The 22,005-nt window shown below is 65.9% G+C and carries 18 protein-coding genes; 6 read left to right on the top strand and 12 right to left on the bottom strand.

All coding sequences use genetic code 11. From position 1 onward, the window contains the following. Positions 1-81 precede the first annotated feature (81 nt). Entirely contained in the window at positions 82-426 is a 345-nt protein-coding gene (locus tag NOG11_RS09985) for an Hpt domain-containing protein (RefSeq protein ID WP_256619611.1), read from the top strand. A gap of 289 nt (positions 427-715) precedes the next feature. Here NOG11_RS09985 and rodA read toward each other — a convergent pair whose 3' ends face one another. The 7 genes from rodA to NOG11_RS09950 all read right to left on the bottom strand — a co-directional run bounded on the left by rodA (position 716) and on the right by NOG11_RS09950 (position 10,787). Further along, entirely contained in the window at positions 716-1,873 is a 1,158-nt protein-coding gene (gene rodA / locus NOG11_RS09980; protein WP_256619610.1) for a rod shape-determining protein RodA, read from the bottom strand. After that, complete coding sequence (mrdA, locus tag NOG11_RS09975) at positions 1,870-3,879, bottom strand: penicillin-binding protein 2 (RefSeq protein WP_256619609.1); 2,010 nt, start codon at positions 3,877-3,879, stop codon at positions 1,870-1,872. Before mrdA ends, rodA begins: the two co-directional genes overlap by 4 nt. Position 3,880: 1 nt before the next feature. Continuing rightward, positions 3,881-4,393 (bottom strand): rod shape-determining protein MreD, encoded by a 513-nt coding sequence (locus tag NOG11_RS09970; protein WP_256619608.1) that lies wholly within the window; start codon positions 4,391-4,393, stop codon positions 3,881-3,883. Further along, positions 4,386-5,321: a rod shape-determining protein MreC gene (gene mreC / locus NOG11_RS09965; protein ID WP_256619607.1), complete on the bottom strand. Its 936-nt coding sequence runs from the start codon at positions 5,319-5,321 to the stop codon at positions 4,386-4,388. The genes NOG11_RS09970 and mreC overlap by 8 nt, the downstream gene beginning before the upstream one ends. A gap of 212 nt (positions 5,322-5,533) precedes the next feature. Further along, on the bottom strand, positions 5,534-6,574 hold the full coding sequence (locus tag NOG11_RS09960; protein WP_256619606.1) for a rod shape-determining protein: 1,041 nt from the start codon (positions 6,572-6,574) through the stop codon (positions 5,534-5,536). Positions 6,575-6,645: 71 nt separating this feature from the next. Further along, positions 6,646-7,446, bottom strand: coding sequence for a TVP38/TMEM64 family protein (locus tag NOG11_RS09955; RefSeq protein WP_256619605.1), 801 nt, complete (start codon positions 7,444-7,446; stop codon positions 6,646-6,648). Between the two features lie 68 nt (positions 7,447-7,514). Continuing rightward, positions 7,515-10,787 carry a YhdP family protein gene (locus NOG11_RS09950; protein WP_256619604.1) on the bottom strand — a complete coding sequence of 1,091 codons (3,273 nt, stop codon included), beginning with the start codon at positions 10,785-10,787 and terminating at the stop codon, positions 7,515-7,517. 184 nt (positions 10,788-10,971) lie between these two features. On the opposite strand from NOG11_RS09950, the gene NOG11_RS09945 reads away from it, so the two are divergent. From NOG11_RS09945 to NOG11_RS09930, 4 genes are all read left to right on the top strand, one after another. Further along, entirely contained in the window at positions 10,972-11,436 is a 465-nt protein-coding gene (locus tag NOG11_RS09945) for a peroxiredoxin (RefSeq protein ID WP_370468262.1), read from the top strand. Then, positions 11,436-12,257 (top strand): ferritin-like domain-containing protein, encoded by an 822-nt coding sequence (locus NOG11_RS09940; RefSeq protein ID WP_256619602.1) that lies wholly within the window; start codon positions 11,436-11,438, stop codon positions 12,255-12,257. The genes NOG11_RS09945 and NOG11_RS09940 overlap by 1 nt, the downstream gene beginning before the upstream one ends. 199 nt (positions 12,258-12,456) lie before the next feature. Beyond that, positions 12,457-13,830, top strand: coding sequence for a M23 family metallopeptidase (locus NOG11_RS09935; protein WP_256619601.1), 1,374 nt, complete (start codon positions 12,457-12,459; stop codon positions 13,828-13,830). After that, a complete protein-coding gene (locus NOG11_RS09930) occupies positions 13,814-14,497 on the top strand; it encodes a bactofilin family protein (protein WP_256619600.1) in 684 nt (227 codons plus the stop codon). The genes NOG11_RS09935 and NOG11_RS09930 overlap by 17 nt, the downstream gene beginning before the upstream one ends. A 215-nt stretch (positions 14,498-14,712) precedes the next feature. Here NOG11_RS09930 and NOG11_RS09925 read toward each other — a convergent pair whose 3' ends face one another. The 5 genes from NOG11_RS09925 to NOG11_RS09905 form a co-directional block, all read right to left on the bottom strand. Then, positions 14,713-15,510: a hypothetical protein gene (locus NOG11_RS09925; protein ID WP_256619599.1), complete on the bottom strand. Its 798-nt coding sequence runs from the start codon at positions 15,508-15,510 to the stop codon at positions 14,713-14,715. After that, a complete protein-coding gene (locus tag NOG11_RS09920) occupies positions 15,507-15,890 on the bottom strand; it encodes a DUF1489 family protein (protein WP_256619649.1) in 384 nt (127 codons plus the stop codon). Before NOG11_RS09920 ends, NOG11_RS09925 begins: the two co-directional genes overlap by 4 nt. Positions 15,891-15,916: 26 nt before the next feature. Continuing rightward, on the bottom strand, positions 15,917-16,888 hold the full coding sequence (locus NOG11_RS09915) for a lysozyme (protein WP_256619648.1): 972 nt from the start codon (positions 16,886-16,888) through the stop codon (positions 15,917-15,919). Between the two features lie 359 nt (positions 16,889-17,247). Continuing rightward, the gene (ptsP, locus tag NOG11_RS09910) at positions 17,248-19,524 is read right to left on the bottom strand and encodes a phosphoenolpyruvate--protein phosphotransferase (RefSeq protein WP_256619598.1); all 2,277 of its coding nucleotides are present in this window, start codon (positions 19,522-19,524) and stop codon (positions 17,248-17,250) included. A gap of 9 nt (positions 19,525-19,533) precedes the next feature. After that, on the bottom strand, positions 19,534-20,763 hold the full coding sequence (locus NOG11_RS09905) for an aspartate kinase (protein ID WP_305889031.1): 1,230 nt from the start codon (positions 20,761-20,763) through the stop codon (positions 19,534-19,536). 190 nt (positions 20,764-20,953) lie between these two features. Between NOG11_RS09905 and NOG11_RS09900 the strand changes: the two genes are divergently transcribed. Further along, positions 20,954-21,943 (top strand): MBL fold metallo-hydrolase, encoded by a 990-nt coding sequence (locus NOG11_RS09900; RefSeq protein ID WP_256619596.1) that lies wholly within the window; start codon positions 20,954-20,956, stop codon positions 21,941-21,943. The last annotated feature ends 62 nt before the right edge of the window (positions 21,944-22,005 follow it).

Here is a 22,005-nt window from a genome sequence, read left to right as displayed (position 1 = left end):
GGGGAGTTTAAGCTTTGTGGCAATCCTCCCGCAAACCCCTGGCTGTAGCAGCTTGGGGTCAGGGACGGAGGAGCAAGAATGATGAGCAACATCATCGACGACGAACAGATCTCCATGCTGGTCGAGGGCGCGGGCGCGGAAGCGGTAAGGCCGATCTTGGATGCCTACTGGATCTCCAATGAGGAGCTGTCCGCCGAGCTGGGCCGCGGCATCGAAGCGGGCGACCCCGGAAGCATCGCTGCCACCGCGCACGGCCTCAAAGGCTCCTCCGCCAATCTCGGCGCGACGAAGGTGGCTGACCGGGCGAAGGAGATCGAACTGGCTGCGAAGTCGGGCGACCTCGGCAAGGTGGCCGAGCTGTTCCGCTCGCTGCCCCAGGACATCGAAGAGACCAAGGCCGCGTTTGAGAAGGTGCTGGCTGCTTAAGCGCTCGTCTCTCCCTCAGGAGAGATCGACATCTACGATGTCGAGAGAGGGGCGAGATGGGCCGCAAATCCCCTCTCCCCAAATCAGATAGATTTGGACCTCTCCCGAGGGAGAGGTGGTCCCAAACATCGAACTGGCTCCTCGTCATCCCGGCCGTAGCGGCAGCGGAGAGCCGGGACCCATGGACCAAGCCCTGAGCTAGCTACAACGTTCAGTCCGTGGATCCCGGATAAGCCTTTCGGCTTTCCGGGATGACGAGACTGCTTAGCGTTCTACTAAGAACAGCAGCCTACCCCCCAAAGCCCGTCGTCCTCAGCGTATCCTGGTTGCGGTCGATCCAGGTGGACATGACGAGGCCGAAGCCCGCCATCATCGACAGCATCACCGTGCCGCCATAGCTGACCAGCGGCAGGGGCACACCGACCACCGGGGCAAGGCCCATCACCATGCCTGTGTTGATCAGCACGTAGGAGACGAAGGTCACCGCGATGCCCAAGCTGAGGAGCCGCCCGAAATGGCTCTTGGCGCTCATGGCGATCTGCAGGGTGGTGAAGAAGACCCCTAGATAGAGGCCGAGCAGCACAAGCGCGCCGTAGAGGCCGAACTCCTCGCCCAGAATCGCGAAGATGAAGTCCGTATGCATCTCCGGCAGGAAGTCGAGCTGGGTCTGGGTGCCCTGCATATAGCCTTTCCCGTCGATACCGCCCGAGCCGATGGCCGTCTTGGCCTGGTTGGGGTGGTAGTTCGCGCCGAGAGGGTCGGCATCGGGGTTGAGGAAGGCGGTGATCCGCTCCCACTGATAGGCCTTGATGAGGCCCGACTGCACCCCGCCGATGGCGCCCCCTACCCCGGCTATGACGCCCAGCGTCACGAGGCGCCAGGAGATGCCGGCGAGCAAGAGCACGACTGCGCCTGAAAGGCCGAGAAGGATGGCTGTGCCGAGGTCCGGCTGGAGGAAGACGAGGCCCACCGGCGCGCCGATCATCGCTAAGGGGATGATCAGCCCGGTGATGGTCGAGACCTGCTTGAACTCGAGCCCGTGATAGTAGCGGGCCAGGGCGAGGACGAGGGCAATCTTCATCAGCTCCGAGGGCTGGAGCTGGAAGCCGCCAAGGCTCAGCCAGCGCTGCGCGCCCATATTGGTGTCGCCGATGACCGGAACCAGCAGCAGGAGGAAGAAGGTGCCAAAATAGGCCGGGTACGCCACCGACAACCAGAACTTGAGCGGGGTGATCCCGATACCGACCATCACCAGCATGGCGAGGCTGAACCGCAGCCCGTGCGGCATGGCGTAGGGGTTCCAGTTGCCGTCGGACACGGAGTAGAGCGCCAGCACCCCTGCCCCGGCGATCATGGTCAGAAGGAGGACGAGCGGCACGTTCAGCTCGGACAGGCGCTGGCGCAGCTTGTTGCGCTTGCCGGAGGCGGCCTCGATGACGATGGTCACGGCTGACCTCCGAGGCTGGCGACCTCGAGCGGGCCTTGGGTTTCGCCGCGCTCGCCCGACCAGAAGCGGTGCTTGTCGTAGTTGGAGGGGTCCTTCTCGAGGACCGCGCGCATGATGTCTCGAGCCCTCGGACCTGCAGCCTTGGAGCCCGAACCCCCATGCTCGACGACCACGGAGCAGGCGTAGCGCGGGTTGTCATAGGGCGCGAAGGCCACAAACAAAGCGTGATCGCGGTACTGCCAGGGGATCTCCTCGTTCTTGAGGCGGCGACCCGTCTTGGGGTCGCGCCTGAGGCCGACGACCTGGCTGGTGCCGGTCTTGCCCGCCATGAGGAAGTCGGGCTGGAGGCTCGAGCGCGCCGCCGTGCCCCACTCATTGACCACCGCGTTCATCCCGTCGCGGACGGCATTCATGTGCTGCGCCTTGCCCGGAAGGTCCTCGAAGACGGGCTGGGTGATGAGCTCCGACCCCATGGCCCTAACGAGGCGCGGCATGACTTTCTTATGGGTGGCGATCCTGGCCGACATCACCGCGAGCTGCAGCGGCGAGGCCGTGACCGCGCCCTGGCCGATGGCGACCGAGAGGGTCTCGCCGGGGAACCAGGTCTGGTTGGGCGGATCGTTTCTGTAGTAAGCCCGCTTCCAGGCGCGCGACGGCACAATACCGTCCGCCTCCGCACCGATGCCGAGATCGTAGGTCTGGCCGAGGCCGAACCGCTCCGCGACCTTGGCGATATCGTCGATGTCGAGCTGGGTCGCGAGGTTCCAGTAGTAGACGTCGCAGGAGTGCTTGATCGAGCCCTTCATATCGACCCAGCCGTGGCCTTCCTGCTTCCAGCAGGTGGCGGTCCGTCCGCCGAAGCGGAAGGAGCCGTTGCAGAAGTAGCGCTGGTCCGCGCTGATCCCCTTCTCCTGAGCGGCGATGGCGGTCAGGAGCTTGAAGGTGGAGCCGGGCGGGTAGGTGCCCGCCACCGGCTTGTTGAGGAGCGGCTTGAGGGGGCTGTCGTTGAGCTCCTTCCAGAGCTTGGATTCGATCCCCCTGCTGAAGACATTGGGGTCGAAGGCCGGGGTCGAGGCCATGACGATGACGTCGCCGGTGATGATGTCCATCACGACGGCCGAGGCCGAGACCGGGTGCGGACCGAGGGCTTCGTCAGGGTACTCGCCGTAGTCGTCGGCCAGCACCTTCAGCGTCGTCGCCTGAAGCTCCTTGTCGATGGTCAGGCCGATGGGCGCGCCCTGCACCGGCTGCACGGCGTTCTCGGCATAGGTCTTGATGACCCGGCCATGGGCGTTGACCTGCACCTTGACCGAGCCGGAGGCGCCCTGGAGGTCCTTGTCGAAGGTCCGCTCGAGCCCTGCTTTGCCCACCTTGAAGCCGGGCTGGCGGTAAAGAAGCTCTGCCTTGCCCGCATCTTCCTCGTTGGCGGCGGTCTCCCGCGCGCGGGAGATGTCGTCGGAGGTGGCGCTGCCTACATAGCCCACGACGAAAGCTGCGCCTGCATCCTCCGCATAGGCACGGCTCGCGCCGATCTCGGAGACAATGCCGCGCAGGGTGGTCGAGTGGAAGTTGACCGAGGCGTAGGTGTCCCAGTCGAGCTTGTCCGCCACCAGGATCGGCAGGAAGCTGCGCTGCCGCCTCGCCTTCTCCAGGATGCTGGCGATCTTCTCCGGCGGCAGGTCCAAAGTGGTGTCGGCGGCGAGCTTCATCAGCGTCGCCTTGAGGTCGTCCGTCCGCTCAGGGACGACCAGGACGCGGAAGTCCGGCACGTTGTTGGCGACGACTTCGCCGTAGCGGTCGTAGATGTCGCCCCTCAGCGGGGTGATGAGGCGGGTGTTGAACTGGTTCTCGTCGGCCAGCGCCTTGAAGTCGCCGTGGCGCCTCACTTGGAGGTCGTAGAGCCTGTAGGCGATGCCGCCGAAAAGGCCCATCACCCCGCCCGTGACCACGGTGGCGCGGCGGGTGAACTCCATGTGGCGGGAGGTATCGAACGGTTCGACGCGCATATCAGCCGAGCATCGACGGGCGCTGACGCCCGGTCGTCCTTCTGAAGATGGTCAGGATGAGGGGGAAGAAGGCAATGGTGATGACGCCCTGGAGCAGGATCGCCAGAAGCGGCATGGCGGCCCCTGAGATGATCGACATCTCGAACCAGTAGACCAGGAGCGCCAGAAGGGTGAGCACGGAGAAGCCCGTGGTCAACACCACCACGTCGCGGCCCGCAAAATAGCTCCGCTGCCAGATGATACCGGCATGGACCAGAAGATAGACGCTGGCCCAGGGGCCGATGGCGGCGCCGAAGAGGATGTCGTGCAGCAGCCCCATGCCGAAGGTCAGCCCAGGCGGCAGGCTCTCGGGCCGGTCCATGCCGTAGAGGAAGATGACGATCAGCGGCAGGAAGGGTGTGGGGATCAGGCCGCCGAAGAGGTGGATGGGCGCGACGAGCAGGAGCACGCCGAAGAGGAGCGCGAGCCCAGCGACGGCGATGGTGTCCCAGCGTGCGTAGTGGCGCTCATCCATTGGCCGCTGCGGTCTCCAAGGCTGCGGCCGCCTCCCCTGCCCCTTCGATGTCGAGCTCGTCGCCTTCATCGGGGATGAGGCTGGGGTCTGGGAAGGTGTAGTCGACGACACGGACAAGATGCGCGCCCTGATCGGAGGCGTAGAGGCCGACCTCGACGCCGTCCTCGGTCAGGCGGACGATCTCGCCGACTGGAAGCCCGCGCGGCAGCGCGCCGCCCGTACCCGAGGTGACGATCCGCATGCCAACTTCGAGGGCGCCCTTAGGACGACCCGCGAACTGCTTGATCTCAGCGGTGCGCTCGGCGGTGCCTGAGAGGAGACCCTCCGTGTCCACCGCTTCGATATAAACGGGGATGTGGCTGTTGGCGTCGGTGAGGAGAAGGACCCGGCTGGCATTCTTGCCAGCAGAGACCACGTGACCGATGAGGCCTGCCCCGTCCACCACGGCATTGCCGCTCCTGATGCCGTCCTTCGTACCGGCGGAGAGGACCAGCGCCCGGCTGAAGGGGCCGCCATTCTCCGCGATGACCTGGGCGGGGATGTATCGCTTGGCCTCCACCGTCTTGGGCTCGAGGATGGCTTCGTACTCGGCTAGGCGCTGCTCGAGCGCCATGGACTGGTGCATCCAGATGCGGAGCTGCTCGTTCTCTTCGCGCAGGCGCTCGTTCTCCTCCATGGCGGTGAAGACGTCGCCGACGGAAGAGAAGGTGTTGCCGACGAACCGGACGGGGACGGAGAAGACGTTGAGGACGGGCGCGAAGCGGTCGAGCAGTGTCATGCGCGCCTGCTCGAAGACGGAGGCTTGGGCGCCGTAGATCGAGACAATGGAGAGAAAGAGGCTCAGCGCCAGCATGAAGAGGAGGTTGGCGGGGGGCCGTTCCGCTTCCCTGAGACCGCTGGCCCCACCTTTCGTGAACAGTGCCGTCATCAGCCTGCCTTCCCCTCGGCTTCTGCTGGAGCTTCAGCCCGATCTTCGCGCGCCGTGCGCCCCTGGATACGTCCGTTGGTTTCCGCGGGGGGCGCCTCCGCCCAAGCTGAAGCCCATGCCCTTAAGACACCATTAACCCCTCACCGAGGTTCTTAACAGTATCATAGCTCCCGGCAGCGTGATCGCGAAGCCGCCGAGGCCTTACGCTTTGATTAGACCGCAGAGCTCAGCGCCGAGCGCATGGCGCGGTCGTTCTCGAGCGCCGCGCCGGTGCCGAGCGCCACACAAGAAAGCGGGTCCTCGGCGATGGAGACCGGGAGGCCCGTCTCCTCGCGCAGCAGCTTGTCGAGGTTGCGAAGGAGCGCGCCGCCGCCGGTGAGCATGATGCCGGTATCGACGATGTCCGCGGCCAGCTCAGGCGGGGTGGCCTCCAAGGCCACTTTGACCGCCTCGACGATCTGGGTGACGGGCTCTTTGAGCGCCTCGTAGATCTGCGCTGCGGAGATCTTCACCTCTTTCGGCACGCCGTGCATGAGGTCCCGGCCCTTGATGTGGATCACCGCTTTGGTGCTCTCTTCATCGACGGTGGCGGAGCCGACCTCTTTCTTGATGCGCTCGGCCGAGCTCTCACCGATCAGGAGGTTGAACTCGCGGCGGATGAAGGAGACGATCGCCTCGTCCATCTTGTCGCCGCCGACCCGCACGGAGCGCGAATAGACGATGCCGCCTAGCGAGAGGACGGCAACTTCGGTCGTGCCGCCGCCGATGTCGACGACCATGGAGCCGGTGGGCTCGGCGACGGGCAGATGCGCGCCGTAAGCGGCTGCCATCGGCTCTTCGATCAGGTCCACCCGGCGGGCGCCAGCGGAGAGAGCGCTCTCCTGGATAGCGCGGCGCTCAACGGCGGTGGCGCCGGAGGGCACGCAGATGACGATGCGCGGGCTCGCAAAGGAGCGGCGGTTGTGCACCTTGCGGATGAAGTGCTTGATCATCGCCTCGGCCACTTCGAAGTCGGCGATGACGCCGTCGCGCATCGGGCGGATGGCTTCGATGGCGCCAGGGGTCCGCCCCAGCATCTCCTTGGCCTCGTTGCCGACGGCGCGGACGATCTTCCGCCCCTGCCGGACTTCGATGGCCACCACCGAAGGCTCGTTCAGAACAATACCCCGCCCCCGCACGTAGACGAGCGTGTTGGCGGTTCCAAGATCAATGGCCATATCGGCCGACAACATGCCAAAGAGGGCGGAAAGCATAGCCCGTTCCTATTCTTCACCTTTCCCCAGGCCAAACACCCTGCCAGGCCTCTGGGATCAGGGGTAATAAATCATAGAGCGCTTGATTTAGCCTTAATGACCGGCTCCTGGGTAGTGCCCGAGCGCAACGTTTCTTCCGAACCCATGGTTAGCGCGCTCAGACGGCTTCTCTTCATGCGCTTGTAGAGCTGCTGGCAGAAGAGGATGAAGGCGGCCCAGAGCATCGCTGCCACCACCAAAAGGCCGATCGCGCCCGGCTCGCCGCTGGTCATGAAGGTCATCGCCGCCTCGAGCTGCTCGGTGAAGAAGGCGATGATGAGGAGCTTGGGGACGATGCCGAGGCCGGTACCCAGCATGAAGCGCCACATGGCCATGCCGCTCGCCCCGCAGACGGCGTTGACGACGATGAACGGAGCCGAAGGCGTCCAGCGCACGATCATGGAGGCGAGGACGCCCCGGTTCTGCATCACTCCGGTGACGTCGCGAAGGACGCCCGGCGGAAGCCGCCTGGTCCAGCGCGCGCCGCTCATCCGCCCAAGGCCGAAGGTCATCGCCGAGGAGACCATGGTCGAACCCCATGCGTAAAGAGAGCCAAGGACGGGACCGAAGACGGCGACCGTGCCTGCAAACAAGATGGCCTGGGGAAAGCCGATCAGCGCCAAGGCGGAGAAGAGCACGATGACCGCGAAGACCGCGCTCGGCTCACCCCGCACGCTGGCCAGGAACTGGTCGATCCCCTCCCGGTCGAGGCCCAGAAGGCTCTGACCGAAGACGACGAAGAAGAGAACGGTCAGCACCAGCCCCGCCGAAACCAGCGCAGGCACGAGGTTCTTGCGCTCAAACCGCATGGATGCGGCGCTCAGTGCAGACATGGTGGTGGCCCCCGCCGGAAATACCGCACCCTATCTGGAGGAAGGGAGGCCGCTTCACAACGATCCGATCATGGCGCTTCGGACAGGTCCGCCGCGGCGCCGGTCGGCTCCAGCTTTACGGGGTCGAAGATGCGACGAAGGATGCCCGGTGTCAGCGCCGAGAGCGCATTGACAGTGACGATGGGACGCTCCGTCGTGCCGCTGATCTGGTAGGAGAAGGCGACGATCCCCTCGCCGTCGCGGCTGACGAAGAGGCGCCCGAGACCTGGGATGGAGCCGAGCAGCGAGTTCACCGCATAGGCGGGCGCGAAGGCGCCGCGCATGTCTATCCTGCCCGTGTCGAGGTCGATCGTACCGCCTGCGGAGATTCCTAGGCTGGAGCCGACGAGCTTGGCGTTCTCGAAGGTCATCACCCCCTCATCGAGCGCCACATCGCCCTCGAGCTGGGTAAAGCGGATGCCCTCGCCGTTGAGGGCATCGGCCAGCCCGTCGAGGGAGGTGAAGGAGAGGATGCGCGCCAGGAGCGGCGCTTCGGTGATCAGAAGCTCGCCCATCTCGAAGCGGCCCTCGAAACCCTCGCCCTCTTTGGTGGTGCCCTTGAGCGACCCGCCAGCGCCCGAGATCGAGGTGATTCCGAAGACGCCCTGAAGGATGCGGCCGAAATCGGTGGCCTCGATCTCGACGAAGCCAAGCTCTTGCCCTTCGGGCTGGTCGATGGCGACGCTCATATAGCCTTCGGAAGAGGACGCCGCATCACCGATCAGCGCACTGATGGTGAGCTGCTCCACGGCCTTGCCGGTATGCCTTCCCTGGGCGGCGAACTTGCGAAGGCTGATCCCCTCTCTCAAGCTGACGCGGCTGAGATCCATGTCGAGATCGGCGCGGCCCGGAAGGATGAGACTCTGCTCTTCACTGCCGGCGCCCTGGTTCTCCAAGATACTGACGATCAGCGGGCCTGCATCGGCATGCTCGCCGGAGATGTCCACGTTGAGGCGGTAGTCCTTGGGTACGAGCTGCACCGACAGATCCGCGCGGTCCTCGATGAAGAAGCGAGGCAGCTCGAGGCGCACCACCCCGCCCTCGGGGGTGAAGGTACCCGTGCCCTCGATGTTGAAGGTGGGGGAGGTCAGCTTGATGCCGTCGAAGATGATGTTCGCCTCGTCCACCCCCTCCCTCGGCAGGCGGACCAGGGTCTCGAAGAGGCCGCCCGTGCCGCGCTGCTTGAGAAGGCCGAAGGCAGGCAGCGAGACGGCGGCGTCGGTGAGGTCGGCGGTGATCGCGAAGGGCGCACCGGGGCTGAGGTCCTTGGCCAGAACGTCCGTGGTCACCTCGCCGCGGAAGAACTGCCTGAGCGGCACGCCCACCATGTCGGCAGCGAGGTTGTCGACCTCGGCCGTTACGGCAAGCTCCGCCTGCGCAGGGTTAAGGAGCGACTGGCGCCACTCGAAGGTGGCAGGGGCGGAGGCGGCGAGGCCGTCGCCCCTGACCACGAGCTCCTTGTTGGAGAGGAGCACCCGTCCTCCTGCATCGGTGGCGTCGATGCCGGGCAGGACGTCGTCGAGCGAGCCCCTGACGAAGGCCCCCTCCCCGCCGAAGACGATCTCGTCCTCGGCGATGATGTCCTTGAGCGGCCAGGAGACGGAGAGGTCGAAATCGCCCCGACCACGGAAGGCCTCGGGTTGGTAGACGGCTTCGGTGAAGTCGACGAAGCCCGCCTCCTCCACCGCGCTCAGGAGGTTGTCGAGGCGGCCAGTGAGCGTGGCGTCGAACCTCGCCGTGGCTCCGCCGGGAAAGAACTGAGGGATGACGAAGCTGCCGTCGGAGATACCGACCTTCAGCACGCTGCCCTTCTCGGCGTCGACCCTGAAGCTGTTGCCGCGCACCAGCGCCGTGGCCTCCAGGTTCTTAAGCACCGGCATGCCGGGCAGGTAGCGTACCACTCCGTCCGAGGCATCGAAGGTGAAGCGCATCACGTCGTTGCTCAAGGGCGTCAGGGGCCGGATGGCGTTCATCGGAATGTCCGCCTCGTAGCGCAGATTGGTCAGCCTGCCCGCCGTCAGGTTCGCCTCGACCCAGCCCCTGGCACCGAAAGCGAGGTTGTAGGGCCAGCCGGCCAGGACCTCCTGCGGGGTAAGCGGGCCAGGAATGGTGGCCTCCGCCTCGAGTCTCGGGCTCTGATCGAAGCCTTCGGGGAAGGTGAGCGCCAGCTTGCCGGTGAGGCGGGTGCCGAAATAGTCGGCGTGCAGATCGCTGAAGGCGATGCGCCTTTCCTGGGCATCGAAAAGACCCGCCGCCCGCGCCTCACCCACATCGAGGGGGGCGGGCAGGACGCTTTTGAGGTCGAGCACCACATCGGATGCGGTGACATCGAACATCACCTTCATCTCGTTCGGGTGCAGAAGGTTCTCCAGCCGGACGAGGCCCGTCAGAAGGCCTCTATTGCCGTCGATCTCGTAGCGAAGCTCCTCGATGTTGAAGCTCGGCGCCCCCTCGCGGAAATGCGCCCTCACCCTGTTCTCGCCGAAGCCGAAGGCCGTCTCGCCCAGGCGCCCGAGGCCAGGCTCTACGGTGAGGTCGATGTCGCCGGCGAGCGGCTGGCCGTCGCGGTCGACCTCCAGCGCCAGCTCTCCCAGAAGGTTGCCCTGAAGCTCCACCGCGTCGACACCGAGGAGGGTCAGAAGCGGCTGGAGCGGCGCACCGTCGGAGCGGAAGGTGACGGCTGCGCCCCCTTCCGGGCTCGACAGCGCCCGCAGCTTCGCCTCCGTGCGCACGTCCTCCGTCAGCGGAAAATAAGCGGCCGATTCGACTAGGTAGCCCTGCGCTGCGCTGCGGGCCGAAAGGGAGCCCTCGACCGTGCGCTTCCCCTCGCCGCTGAAGACTGGATAGCTGACCAGGAACGAGGGCAGCGAAACGGTGCCCAGCTTCTCGTCAGCCAGCAGATCGAGAAGGGCCGAGACATCGAGAGGCGCCTCGTCGTCGCTGGGCGGCGGACGGTCGATATCCGCCCACAGACGATCTGCGCTCAAAGCCGTCAGCCGGAAGTCCCGGCGCAGCGTGCTGCCCAGAGGCACGAGCAGGCTAGCCCGCTCAGCCCTCGCACCCGCGATCCCTTCGAGGTCGAGCCGTTCGGCGCGAAGGAGAAGACCGTCTTCGGTCAAGGCGAACGCCGTGCCCCGCCCATCGACCCTGCTGCCCGTAGGCAAGCCGCCGCTCGCCAGCTCTAACAGCCAGCCGGTGGGCATGGTCCCCGAAGCCATCAGCAGAAAGACGATGAGAAGGATGGTCGTGGTCAGGGACCCGATCCGGGCAGCCGCGCGCAGGCTAGCCGTCAGTAGAGGCATGACTGCCCCCGCCTTCGCCGTTGCTGCCGCTGCCTTCACTACCACAAAACACCCTGAGCCCTGGAGAGGAGGATAGGTTGCCGGTGCCCGCCTGTGCAAGCGCGAGGCGCGTTACCACATGGACGGGAACTTTCTCCCCCGCTACCCGCTACCTGTTAGCAGCGACGTAACCGAGGACCGGAAAATGCTCGAAGAAGGCCAAAAAGCGCCCCCCTTCACCATGGATAGCGAGAACGGCGAGGTCAGCCTGAAGGACTATGCTGGGAAGACGCTGGTCCTCTACTTCTACCCCAAGGACGACACATCGGGCTGCACCAAGGAGGCGATCGGCTTCTCCGAGGCGCTGGACGAGTTCCGTGCCGCCGGGGCCGAGGTGCTAGGCGTCTCCAAGGACAAACCGGCCAAGCACGCCAAGTTCCGCGAGAAGCACGACCTCACCGTGCCCCTCGCCTCCGACGAGGAGGGCGAGGTTATCGAGGCCTACGGCTCCTGGGTCGAGAAGAGCATGTACGGCAAGAAGTATATGGGCATCGACCGCTCGACCTTCCTGATCGACAAGGGCGGTGTGGTGAGAAAGATCTGGCGCAAGGTGCGGGTGCCGAAGCATGTCGAGACGGTGCTCGAAGAGGTCAGGGCACTGAACGCCTGATGGCTTCCTGGGACGAGCTTGCCGAGCGGGTGCTTCTGACCGCCGACGCACGCGAGAAGGCGGCGATGGCGGAAGAGCTGCTCGGCGAGAGCCGTCCCGAGGAGCTGGCTTCGCCGCCCTCCAGGCTGCCGCCGGCCCGTCCTGCAAGGCCCGATCGGCCCCACCTCGTGCCGCCGCGGGAGGTAGCCAAGCGCGGTCTCGGCAAGCCCGAGGGCCGGGCGGCGCTCCTCCACGCGCTCGCCCATATCGAGCTCAACGCCGTGGACCTCGCCGCGGACATGGCGCTCCGCTTCGCCGGTGAGGTGCCGGAGGGCCTACGTGCCGAGTTCGTCGGCGACTGGTTCCAGGTGATGGGGGAAGAAGGGCTTCACTTCCGCCTGCTCGAAGAGAGGCTTCGCGAGTACGGTAGCCGTTACGGCGCCCTGCCCGCCCATGACGGGCTGTGGCAGGCAGCGATCAAGACCTCGGACAGCCTGCTCGCCCGGCTCGCCGTGGCGCCCCTGATCCTGGAGGCGCGCGGCCTCGACGTGACGCCGGGGATGGCACGAAAGCTGTGTGGGGTGGGTGATGGAAGATCGGCAGACATTCTCGACGTCATCTACCGCGACGAGATCGGCCACGTTCGCACTGGAGCGAAGTGGTTCCGTCTCATTTGCCGAGAATTGGGACACGATCCTGCGGAAAGCTTTCACATTTGTGTGACGACGTACCATCCGCAGGGTGCTACCCCTCCTTTCAACGGCCCAGGCCGGGCGCAAGCCGACCTGCCTAGGGACTGGTACGAGGGCGTAGCGTCCCGAGACTGCCGCAGTTCCGCCTGAAAAACGGCGGATCGGGGTTCTAAGGGGTGAGAGTATGGGGGGCGGTTGCCCAGGGGGCTGCAAAGTCCCGATCGCGGTTAATATTTTTTCGATCGCGGTTTCGTAATGTAACAAGACGTGCCAAGGTTCGTGCCAGTATCACAGCGCCTCGGCAGGGCAACGTAGCGGAAGCGGTGTTGGCAGGTTCTGCCAAGGCGGCGTGTTAGTCAGGGACGGTATGGGCAAGGACAAAGGCAGGTTTGGCAGGTTGCTCGGGCACCTGTTTCGCGAACGCCAGATCTATCACCGCTCCGACGGGGTCGTTCACTTCATCAAGCTGAGCTCGAACACTCAGGTTGTGTTCGCCTCGATCCTGTTCGGCGCTCTCCTGTGGGTCGCCTACGCCTCGGTCAACGTCGTCTTCAAAGAGCAGATCATCGTCGCCAAGGACGAGCAGCGCCGGGACGAGCAGTCCGCCTATCGCCGCCGCCTCCAGAACTCCGAGCGCGCCTATGAAGAGGTCAGCTCCCTCAACTTCATCTACAGCCGCGAGTTCGAGCTGGCTCTTAAGAAGCTTGAGGGTCAACACAACGCCCTTCGCTCCCTGGTCGAGAACAAGAGCGTTCTGGACCAGGAGATGCGCTCCCTGGCTGAGACCCTCTCCGCGGTGGGTGCCCCCAACGGCCAGAAGCTGCGCGGTTCGAACCGCATCATGATCGATCCCGTCGGCCGAGAGCCGACGCCGCGCCAGTCCCGCGTCTCGGCCCTGCGCAAGGAAGCGCTTGAGAGCGTCATCGACCGCGAGATCGCCGAGGGCATCGAGAACGAGGTCCTCTCCGACATGCGCCGCAAGACGGCGCGCCTCTCCGCCAACCAGGTGGTGGTGCTCGCCGCCATGGAGGAGAAGATGGAGCGCACCATCCGCGAGCTCGATCAGATCCTCCGCTACACCGGCCCCGGCGGCTACCTTATTCCCGAGGCCGACGAGGAGATGGGCCGTCAGGTGCTGGCCTCCGCCAGGGGCGAGGAGGCCGAGTATGAGGGCCAGGGCGGCCCCTACATCCCCGCCTTCGATGAGGGCGAGCTGCCCTTTGGCGGTGACACCTATTTCGAGACCGCCGGCCGCGTCGAGCGCAAGATGACCGAGCTCGCGGCGCTGGCCGGGATGGTCCGCCAGGTGCCAATCGGCGCGCCGGTGCTCAACCGCCACCGCCAGACCTCTGGCTACGGTTTCCGCTGGGATCCGATCAAGCGCAACCGCCGTGTACGTCACAGGGGGCTCGATTTCGCCGCACCGCGCCGTACACCGATCGTCGCCACGGCTCCTGGCCGGGTGGTGCGCGCAGGGGTGCGCGGCGCCTACGGCAATCTCGTCGAGATCGACCATGGTAACGGATTCCGTACGCGGTACGCACATTTGGACAGGATCAACACACGCGTTGGTAAAGTGGTTGGGCTAAACGAGGTCATAGGGCTGATGGGGACCACCGGACGTTCTACTGGTACGCACCTCCACTACGAGGTTCTTTACAAGGGCAGACAGGTCGACCCGAAGCGGTTTATTGAGGCAGGACGGTATGTTTTCGAAAGCTAAACGCGACAAGAGTGACGAACGTCAGGTTCCGGAGTTCGAGGAGCCGAAGGTGATGGCAGCCGATCCCGGCATGAGCCGCAGGGCTGACGCCAAAAGCTCCGCACGCGCCAAACCGGTGCGCTCGGGTCCTTCGGGTGTCCCCTCGCTGATCTCGGCGGACATGGTCATCCGCGGCGAGATCCGCTCGGAAGGCGAGGTCCAGTTCGACGGCGAGATCGAGGGCGACATCTACGCCAAGGGCCTCGTCGTCGGCGAAGGTGCCACGGTACGCGGCGAGATCATGGCCGAGAAGGTCAAGGTGGCCGGCACCGTCGAGGGCCGCGTCCGCGCGACACGCGTCGAGCTGACGGCCTCCTCCATGGTCAAGGGCGACGTGATCCACACCGCCCTGATGATCGAGGCCGGTGCGCGCTTCGAAGGCTCCTGCCGCCACTCGGACGATCCGATGAGCGAGCAGGCAGTGAACGCGGCGGCTGCCGAGCTTCCCGCCCCGACCCCGGAGCGTGTGCTGAGCAACCACCCCGCCCCCAACGCACCGCGCGAGCGTGAGGCCAAGCTGCGCGAAGCGGCCCCCATCCGCCGCGACGCCTCCGCCGCGCCGAAGGTCGAGACGCTGCAGCCGATGCAGCAGGGCCAGAAGCAGGCTGCCAAGGCGAACCTTCGCTAGGCTGAGGGTTATAAAGAGTTACGGAGACGGCGTCCCTTGGGGCGCCGTTTTTGTTTTGAAGAGGTCTGGAACGTCATCCCGGAAAGCCGAAGGCTTATCCGGGACCCATGGACCAGCCGTTCTCTCTGCTTGATCCGGCGGGTCCATGGGTCCGTCGACCCGCGCTGCGGCTCAACCTCCGCTTCGCTACGGCCGGGATGACGACCAAGGGGAACTTACCCCGCCGCGAACGGATCCACCGTCCTGAAGCTCGGCGGCGTGCCCTCCGCTAGGCCGTAGCCGATCGCCCTGGCCGAGCCGCCGACGGACTGAAGCCGCCACTCGATCAGGTACTCCGCGCCCGGATCGCCGTCGAAATCGGCGGTGCCCACATGCACGAACTCGCCGCGCAGGTCACTGTCCTCTATGCTCCAGATCAGCGGGCTCTCACTCTCGATGACGATGACCGCGTCCGCATCGAACACCGCCTCGCCGAGGCTAGGCAGCTCTGCGCGGGGAATGACCGAGAAGAGGCCCTGCCCCGGCGGCGGGCCTTCGGCGGGCTGGGCGCGCCCGGCCATCAGCACCAGGCCGCAGACGCGGGCGAGCTGGGCCTCGCGCGCCATGTCGCCCCCCGTCTTCGCGCCGTAGCCCGCCCGGCGGAGCTCGGCGAAGCGCTGGCAATCGGTGGCTTCGTCCTCGGTGCCGTCTTCGCCGGAGATCAGGGTGAGCGTCCGGTTCGGCATGGCCTCGGCGCGGAAGAGGCCTTGCACCTGACCCGCCACCGCCTCGGCTTCCGCGCAGCCGTCACCGCCGAGAACCGCAGGGGAGCAGAAACGCATCGAGGTTTCAGCGCTGGCTTCCGTCATCTCAGGCCGGACCACGGGGGCCTCGGTCAGCACCTCGCGCTCTTCGGCGATGACGTCGCTGGCCTCCGGCACCTCGTCATCGCCTCCGAAGAAGAGCGTTCCGGCCACCGCCAGCACGCCGACCGCACCGGCGGCGGCCCCTGCTTTCGTCTTCGTCCCCGTCATAGAAGTCCCAGCTCCGCTAGTTCGGCCCTGATGGGCAGGTCGTCCTCCGCCGCCTCGTGATCGAGGTCAGGCGGCGCCTCCTCCGGCTTGAGGTAGCGCCAGCCCTGGAAGGGCTTACGGGCTACCGGACGGACCGGGATGAGGGAAGGTTCCAGGACGATCCTGCACTTGGTGCCGCTCTTCGTCTTCACCGCCACGAGGTCTTTGATGACCTGGCGTGCCTGCACCGAGCCCTGGATCACCCAGTAGATCGAGCCGCCTGCCTTCAGCTCCTCCGCCCGTTTGGGAAACATCCGGGTGGTGTGCGAGGGGCCTTTCTTGCCGAAATAGCTTTGCTGCCAAGCGCCAAGGTTCGCGACCGATTGGGTCCCGACGCTCAGCTTGATGAGATGGACGGACGGAGCGCTCAGCGCCCGCGCACCCGGCCGAGCTCCTTCGCCCGTGCCTTTTTCAGGCTGTGCCGGGCGGCGCGCTTGGCGACGATGTAGAGGGTGAAGTAGGTTAGGCCGAGACCGGAGGCGAGAAGCCAGATGGGCAGGTCCGCCATGACCGGCGAGAGAAGACCGGGGGTGATCCCCAGCATCCCCGCCGTGTCCGGCGCGTAGGTGTCTAGCGCCATGGCGCCCGCAAAGAGGGTCAGCGCGAGGGCCAGCACCGCGCCGAGCACCGCACCGATGGTCACGCCGATATCCTCGCGCTCCTCGGCCTTGGCGATGATCATCTTGGAAGGATCGCCCATCAAAGCGTGGCTGGCGGCGTAGAGGGCGGAGAGCCTGCCCTCGATCTCCTCCTCGGTCAGCGCTCGGCCCTTGTCGCGGCGGTAGCTGTCGAAATCGACCAGCGGCGCATGGGTCACTTCGGAGGGAGCCAGGAACTGGCCGTCGCACTCCTCCGCCGGAGAGACTTCGGAGGTGGGGATGACCAGCTCGGCATCGGTGGGCATGAGAAAGAGCGACTTCTCAGCCGCCCGCCTGCGCACGAGGCCGTCGAGCTTCATCAGCTTGCCGTCGACCCGCGCCTTGGTCCAACGCTCGAAGGCCTCCGCCGCGCCGAGCTTGTCGCCTGCGTTGAGCTTGGAGAGCACGGTGGAGCGCTTGAAGTTCTCCGCGCCGATATTGAAGACGAAGGAGACGAGCGCGTCGTGCTCGTTCTGGTTCAGGGGCGTGCGCACCGAATCGCGGATCAGCGTCTCGATCGGGGTGACGTCCCGCATGAGCAGGTTCGTCGCCTCGCGCTGGCTGACCTGGGGCATGGGCGAGGTGGTGTGGTGGCCGTAGCCTACCACGAACCCGCCGCCGCGACGCTCATCGGCGCGCGGGCTGGCGGTGAAGCCCTCATAAGCCTTGATCAGATTGAGACCCGTGTCTCCGGTCTGCATCACGCCCCCGCATTCGGTCCTGCCTCCCCTCGGGCGAGGGGCACCAACGGGCACCCTAGCCCAAAGGAAGGCTTCTGTTAACCTCCCGTCATTCGTTTTGGGAGGGGGCTGCGCAGATTTAAGGTTTCGGGGCGACGTTGGGACCGCGCTCGTTGGCTTTTCGTAGCAGGAAGGTGCCGACTACCTCCTCGTCATCCCGGCCGAAGCGTCAGCGAGGAGCCGGGACCCGTGGACCCACCGGATCAAGCAGAGAGAACGGCTGGTCCATGGGTCCCTGATAAGCCTGGCGGCTTTCCGGGATGACAGAGGATGGGAAACGACGCTTCGTCTTCAGATTTCAACCAAAGCCATCGAGGCAATCAAACGAACCGCACCGTGGGAATGTCGAGCCTCTCCGCCAGCGCCGCGATGTCGCCTCTGAGCGTGGAGCGCTGGCCTTCGGTGAGCAGCCTGCCGATCTCCTCTTCGACCAAGGCGAGGTTCACCCGGCCCACCATGCGCTTGATCGGCAGGACGGCGCTGGCAGGCACGGAGACGCGCCTGAAACCGATCCCCAAGAGGCAGAGCGCCATGAGCGGATCGGCCCCCTGCTCGCCGCAATAGCTGAGCATGGTCCCCTCCTTGTTCGCCGAGCGGGCGATGTGGCGGAGGAAGGTGAGAAAACCGCGGCTGATATAGTCGTAACGGCCCGAGACCATCTCGCTCTCGCGGTCGGCGGCGAAGAAGAACTGGGCGAGGTCGTTGCCGCCGACGGAGAGGAAGTCCGCCTGCCGCGCGAGCTGCGAGGTGCACCAGGCGGCGGACGGGATCTCGATCATCGCCCCAACTTCGAGCCTGCTCGGCACGGGCTCGCCGAGCCGTTCGGTGCGAGCGATCTCCTTGTCGATCAGCTCACGCGCCTGTTCGAACTCGCGCGGCGTGGTGACGAGGGGGAGGAGGATGCTGAGGGGCGTGCCTTTGGCCGCAGCGATCAGGGCACGGAGCTGCATGCGCAAGAGACCCTCGCGGTCCATCGCCATGCGGAGGCCGCGCCAGCCCATGGCCGGGTTCGCCTCGAGCGGCCCGCGCATATAGTCCGCGCGCTTGTCCGAGCCGATATCGGCGGTCCTGAAGACCACCCTCGCGCCGCCCGCCGCCTCGATCACCTCGCGGTAGCTCTCGGTCTGTTCACGGACGGTAGGGAGCTGTTTGCCAATCAGGAACTGAAGCTCGGTACGGAAAAGCCCCACGCCCGAAGCGCCGACCTCGTCGATGAGCGGCATGTCGAGGGCGAGGCCCGCATTCATCTCGATGGCGATGGGAACGCCGTCGGCGGTGACGGCGGGTCCGTCCCGGTACTGCTGGAACTCTGCCAACCGTTCGGAGCGGATGCGGACCTTTTCCTGGAAGTTCTCCACCGCCTCGCTGGCTGGCCGTAGGAAGACCTCGCCGGTGCCGCCGTCGAGGAGCACGGTGTCCCCCTGCTCCGCCCGGTCGATGAGGCGCCCGAGACCGGACACCATTGGCACGCGGAGGGACCTCGCCACGACGGCTGCGTGGGAGTTGGAGGAGGCCTCGGCCAGCACCAGCCCAGCCAGCTTGCGCCGGTTGAGCTCCAAGAGCTCGGCAGGACCTAGGGTTTCGGCGAAGACAATGGCGTTGTCGGGCAGCTCGCGCCTGTCCTTCTCGCCGCTCAGCACCCTAAGGAGGCGGCGGGAGAGGTCGTCGAGATCGTGCATCCGCTCGCGCAGGTAAGGGTCGGCGGCCGCCCTCATCTGGTTGCGGTTCTCCTTCTGCACCTGCTCGACAGCGGCCTCGGCCGTCAGCCCGCCGAGGATCTTCTCCTCGAGCCGCCTCGCCCAGCCGCGATCGTAGGCGAAGAGGCGGTAGACCTCGAGCACCTCGCGGCTGATCTGGTTGAAGGCGTCGTTGCGCGCCATCATATCGTCGACGGACTTCTGCAGATCGCTGAGGCCTTCGGTAAGGCGCCGCTTCTCCTCGGCCATGTTGGCCGCGAAGATCGACTTGCTGGTGCGGCGGGGCGTCAGGAGAAAGACCGTGCCCTGAACGACGCCGGGAATGATGGCGGTGCCCTGCTCGTATTCGGACTGGTGGACGAGCTCCTCCACCTCCGCCGCCTCGCGCTCGGAGAGGAGCTTGTCCGAGGAGATGATCTCGGCAAGGACGGTGGCGACGAGCTGCGCCGCCTCGATCTCGTCCTCGGCATAGGCGCGGCTGGTACGGTTCTGGACCGTCAGGACGCCGATCACCTTGCCTGAACGGACGATCGGCACGCCGAGAAAGGCGCTGAGGTCCTCCTCGCCCGTTTCGGGCCGGAAGGAGAAGTCCGGGTGGAGCTTCGCCTTGCGCAGGTTGAGCGGCCTGCCCGTGCGCGCGACGAGACCAACAAGGCCCTCGTTCCAGTTCATCTTGGTCAGATGCACCGCGCCCCGCTGCAGACCCTCTGTGGCGAAGAGCTCGAGCACGTCGCCAGGACGGCGCACATAGATCGAGCATACATCGGCCACCATGTTGCGGGCGATGGCCTCGACTAGATGGTCGAGCCTCGTCTGGGGATCGCTCTCCTCGGCCATCACCTCGCGGAGCTGGCGCAGCAGCACACGCGGGGTCGGTCCTATACGCGGGGTCACACTCATGAAGGGAATCTAGCCTGGAGTGCCCGAGAGCCCAAAGCCTTCGTGAAGCGCCCTGACCGCCAGCTCGGTGTAGTCCGCCTCGATCAGGACGGAAATCTTGATCTCGGAGGTCGAGATGTTCTCGATATTGATGCTGCGCTCGGCCAGGATCTCGAACATCTTCGCCGCCACACCCGCATGGGACTTCATGCCGATGCCGATGACCGAGACCTTGGCCACGTTCTGGTTGAAGTCGATATTGTCGAAGCCGATCGCGTCCTTCATCAGGGTCAGCTTCTCCTGGGCGCGGTGGAGGTCCTTCTCCGACAGGGTGAAGGACATGTTGGCCTGAGTGTTCTGACGCGCGGCGGACTGGACGATCATGTCCACGTTCACCCCGGCATCGGCGAGCAGCCTGAAGATCATGGCCGAGCGGCCAGGCGTGTCGGGGACGCCGAGAAGGCTGATCTTGGCCTCGCCGCGCGAGGGGACGACGGCGGTGACGACCTCGTGCTCCATCATGGCTTCTTCGGAGGTGATCAAGGTTCCGTCTCCTGTTTCTTCGGGTTCTCCCAAGGAGGAGAGCACACGCACCGGCACGCCGTAGGTCATGGCGAGGCCCACCGAGCGGGTCTGCAGCACCTTGGCCCCGACCGACGCCATCTCCAGCATCTCCTCATAGGCGAGCATGGGCTTGCGCTTGGCGTTCGGCACCATGCGGGGGTCCGTGGTGTAGACCCCGTCCACATCCGTATAGATGTCGCAGCGGGCCGCACCCAGGGCCGCTGCCAGGGCCACGGCGGTGGTGTCCGAGCCGCCCCGGCCCAGGGTGGAGATGCGCCCGTCCTTGGTCGCGCCCTGAAAGCCCGCGACCACAGCGATCTCTCCCCGCTCCATCGAGGCCATGAGGTGGTCCTGGGGCAGGTGCGCGATCCTGGCCGCGCCGTGCGCCTCGTCAGTGCGCAGCCCCGCCTGCCAGCCCTGGAAGCTGCGGGCGGCGTGGCCCTTGTGCCTCAGATGCAGCGCCAGAAGCCCCGCCGTGACCTGCTCACCGCTCGCCACCACGGCGTCGTAGTCGGGGTCGCGGCTGACATCGCCGCCGCCGAGGCGCTCGGTCAGCTCGACCAGGCGGTTGGTCTCCCCCGCCATGGCCGAGACGGTGACGCAGACCTTGAAGCCCTGCGCCTTCGCCGCCGCCACGTGGCGCGCCACCCGCTCGATGCGGTCTGGGTCGCCGACGGAGGTGCCGCCGAACTTCATGACGAGCACGTCGTCACGGCGGGGGGCGAGGCTGAGCGGGGCGACGGGCACGGATGGCTCCTATTGCGCTGCGGTAAGAACCTGCCAGGGGTAGCGGCGCGGGCAAAGTCCGACAAGTCCGCAGGCGACTGCTGATCTTGTGTAACCTTACGCTCGCACCGTTCGAAACTTGGCACGAGGAGACCTATCCATGCCCCAAGCTTCCCTATTCCGCCCCGACCGCAGGCTGTTCCTGGTAGGGAGCGCAGCCGGGCTCGCCGCGGCAGGCTCCGCCTCCGCCCATACGGCGGCCCAGCTCGGCAAGACGGTGGCGACGGAGAGTTTCGCTCGCCTCGAAGAGCTGGCCCCCGGCGTCTACGCTGTCGTCTCTACCCCCATCGGCAAGGATGGCAGCTTCCAGACCCAGACCGTCTGCAATGGCGGGCTGATCGTCGGTGAGGAGAAGATCGTCGCGGTGGACGCCTTCCTCCAGCCCGCAGGGGCCGCCTGGCTGCAGGGGGAGGCCAAGCGCCTAACCGGGCGGGACATCACCGATGTGGTCCTCACCCATTTCCACCCTGACCATTCGGGCGGCGTGGCCGGTTACTTCCGCGGCGGCGAGGGGCCGAACATCTACGCCACCGAGACCACCCGCCGGATCATCATCGACCGCCTCTCCGCCCCGCGCGAAGTGGAGGACTCCGCCTTTCTGCAGACCGGCATCATCCCGGTCCTGCCCACACGGATCATTCCCGACGATGCCGGCACGGCGAGCCTCGATCTGGGCGGGCGCAGCGTCACCCTCGACCTCAAGCGCGGCCACACCCCCAGCGACGTCGCCATCCATGTGGACGACGAGCCCGTGACCTTCGCAGGCGACCTCGTCTGGAAGGATTTCTTTCACAACTATGTCGACGCGATCCCCACTGAGCTGCGCCGCTCCGTAGGCGAACTGCTCGAAGACCGCTCACGGATGATCGTCACGGGGCATGGAAGCCTCGGTAAGGCGGACAGCTTCGGCGACTATACGGGCCTCCTCGACCATGTGGAGGAGCAGGCTAAGAAGGCCCATAAGAAGGGCATGGAGGTGAGCGCTGCGGCTAAGGAGTTCTCCGTGCCAAAGAAGCTGGGTGAGTGGCGGCTGTTCAGCCCGAGTTATTATGAGACGGCATTTCAGGCTTGGTATAGGGAGCTTGGTTGAGCAGCGCGAACTACCTCTCCCGCGTGCGGGAGAGGTCGAAATCTATCTGATTTCGGGTGAGG

The organism is Parvularcula maris (assembly GCF_024505085.1).
GTDB classification, from domain to species: domain Bacteria; phylum Pseudomonadota; class Alphaproteobacteria; order Caulobacterales; family Parvularculaceae; genus Parvularcula; species Parvularcula maris.
The sequence above is the reverse complement of the archived record's forward strand: the minus strand, read 5'-3'. Positions and strand labels throughout refer to the sequence as shown.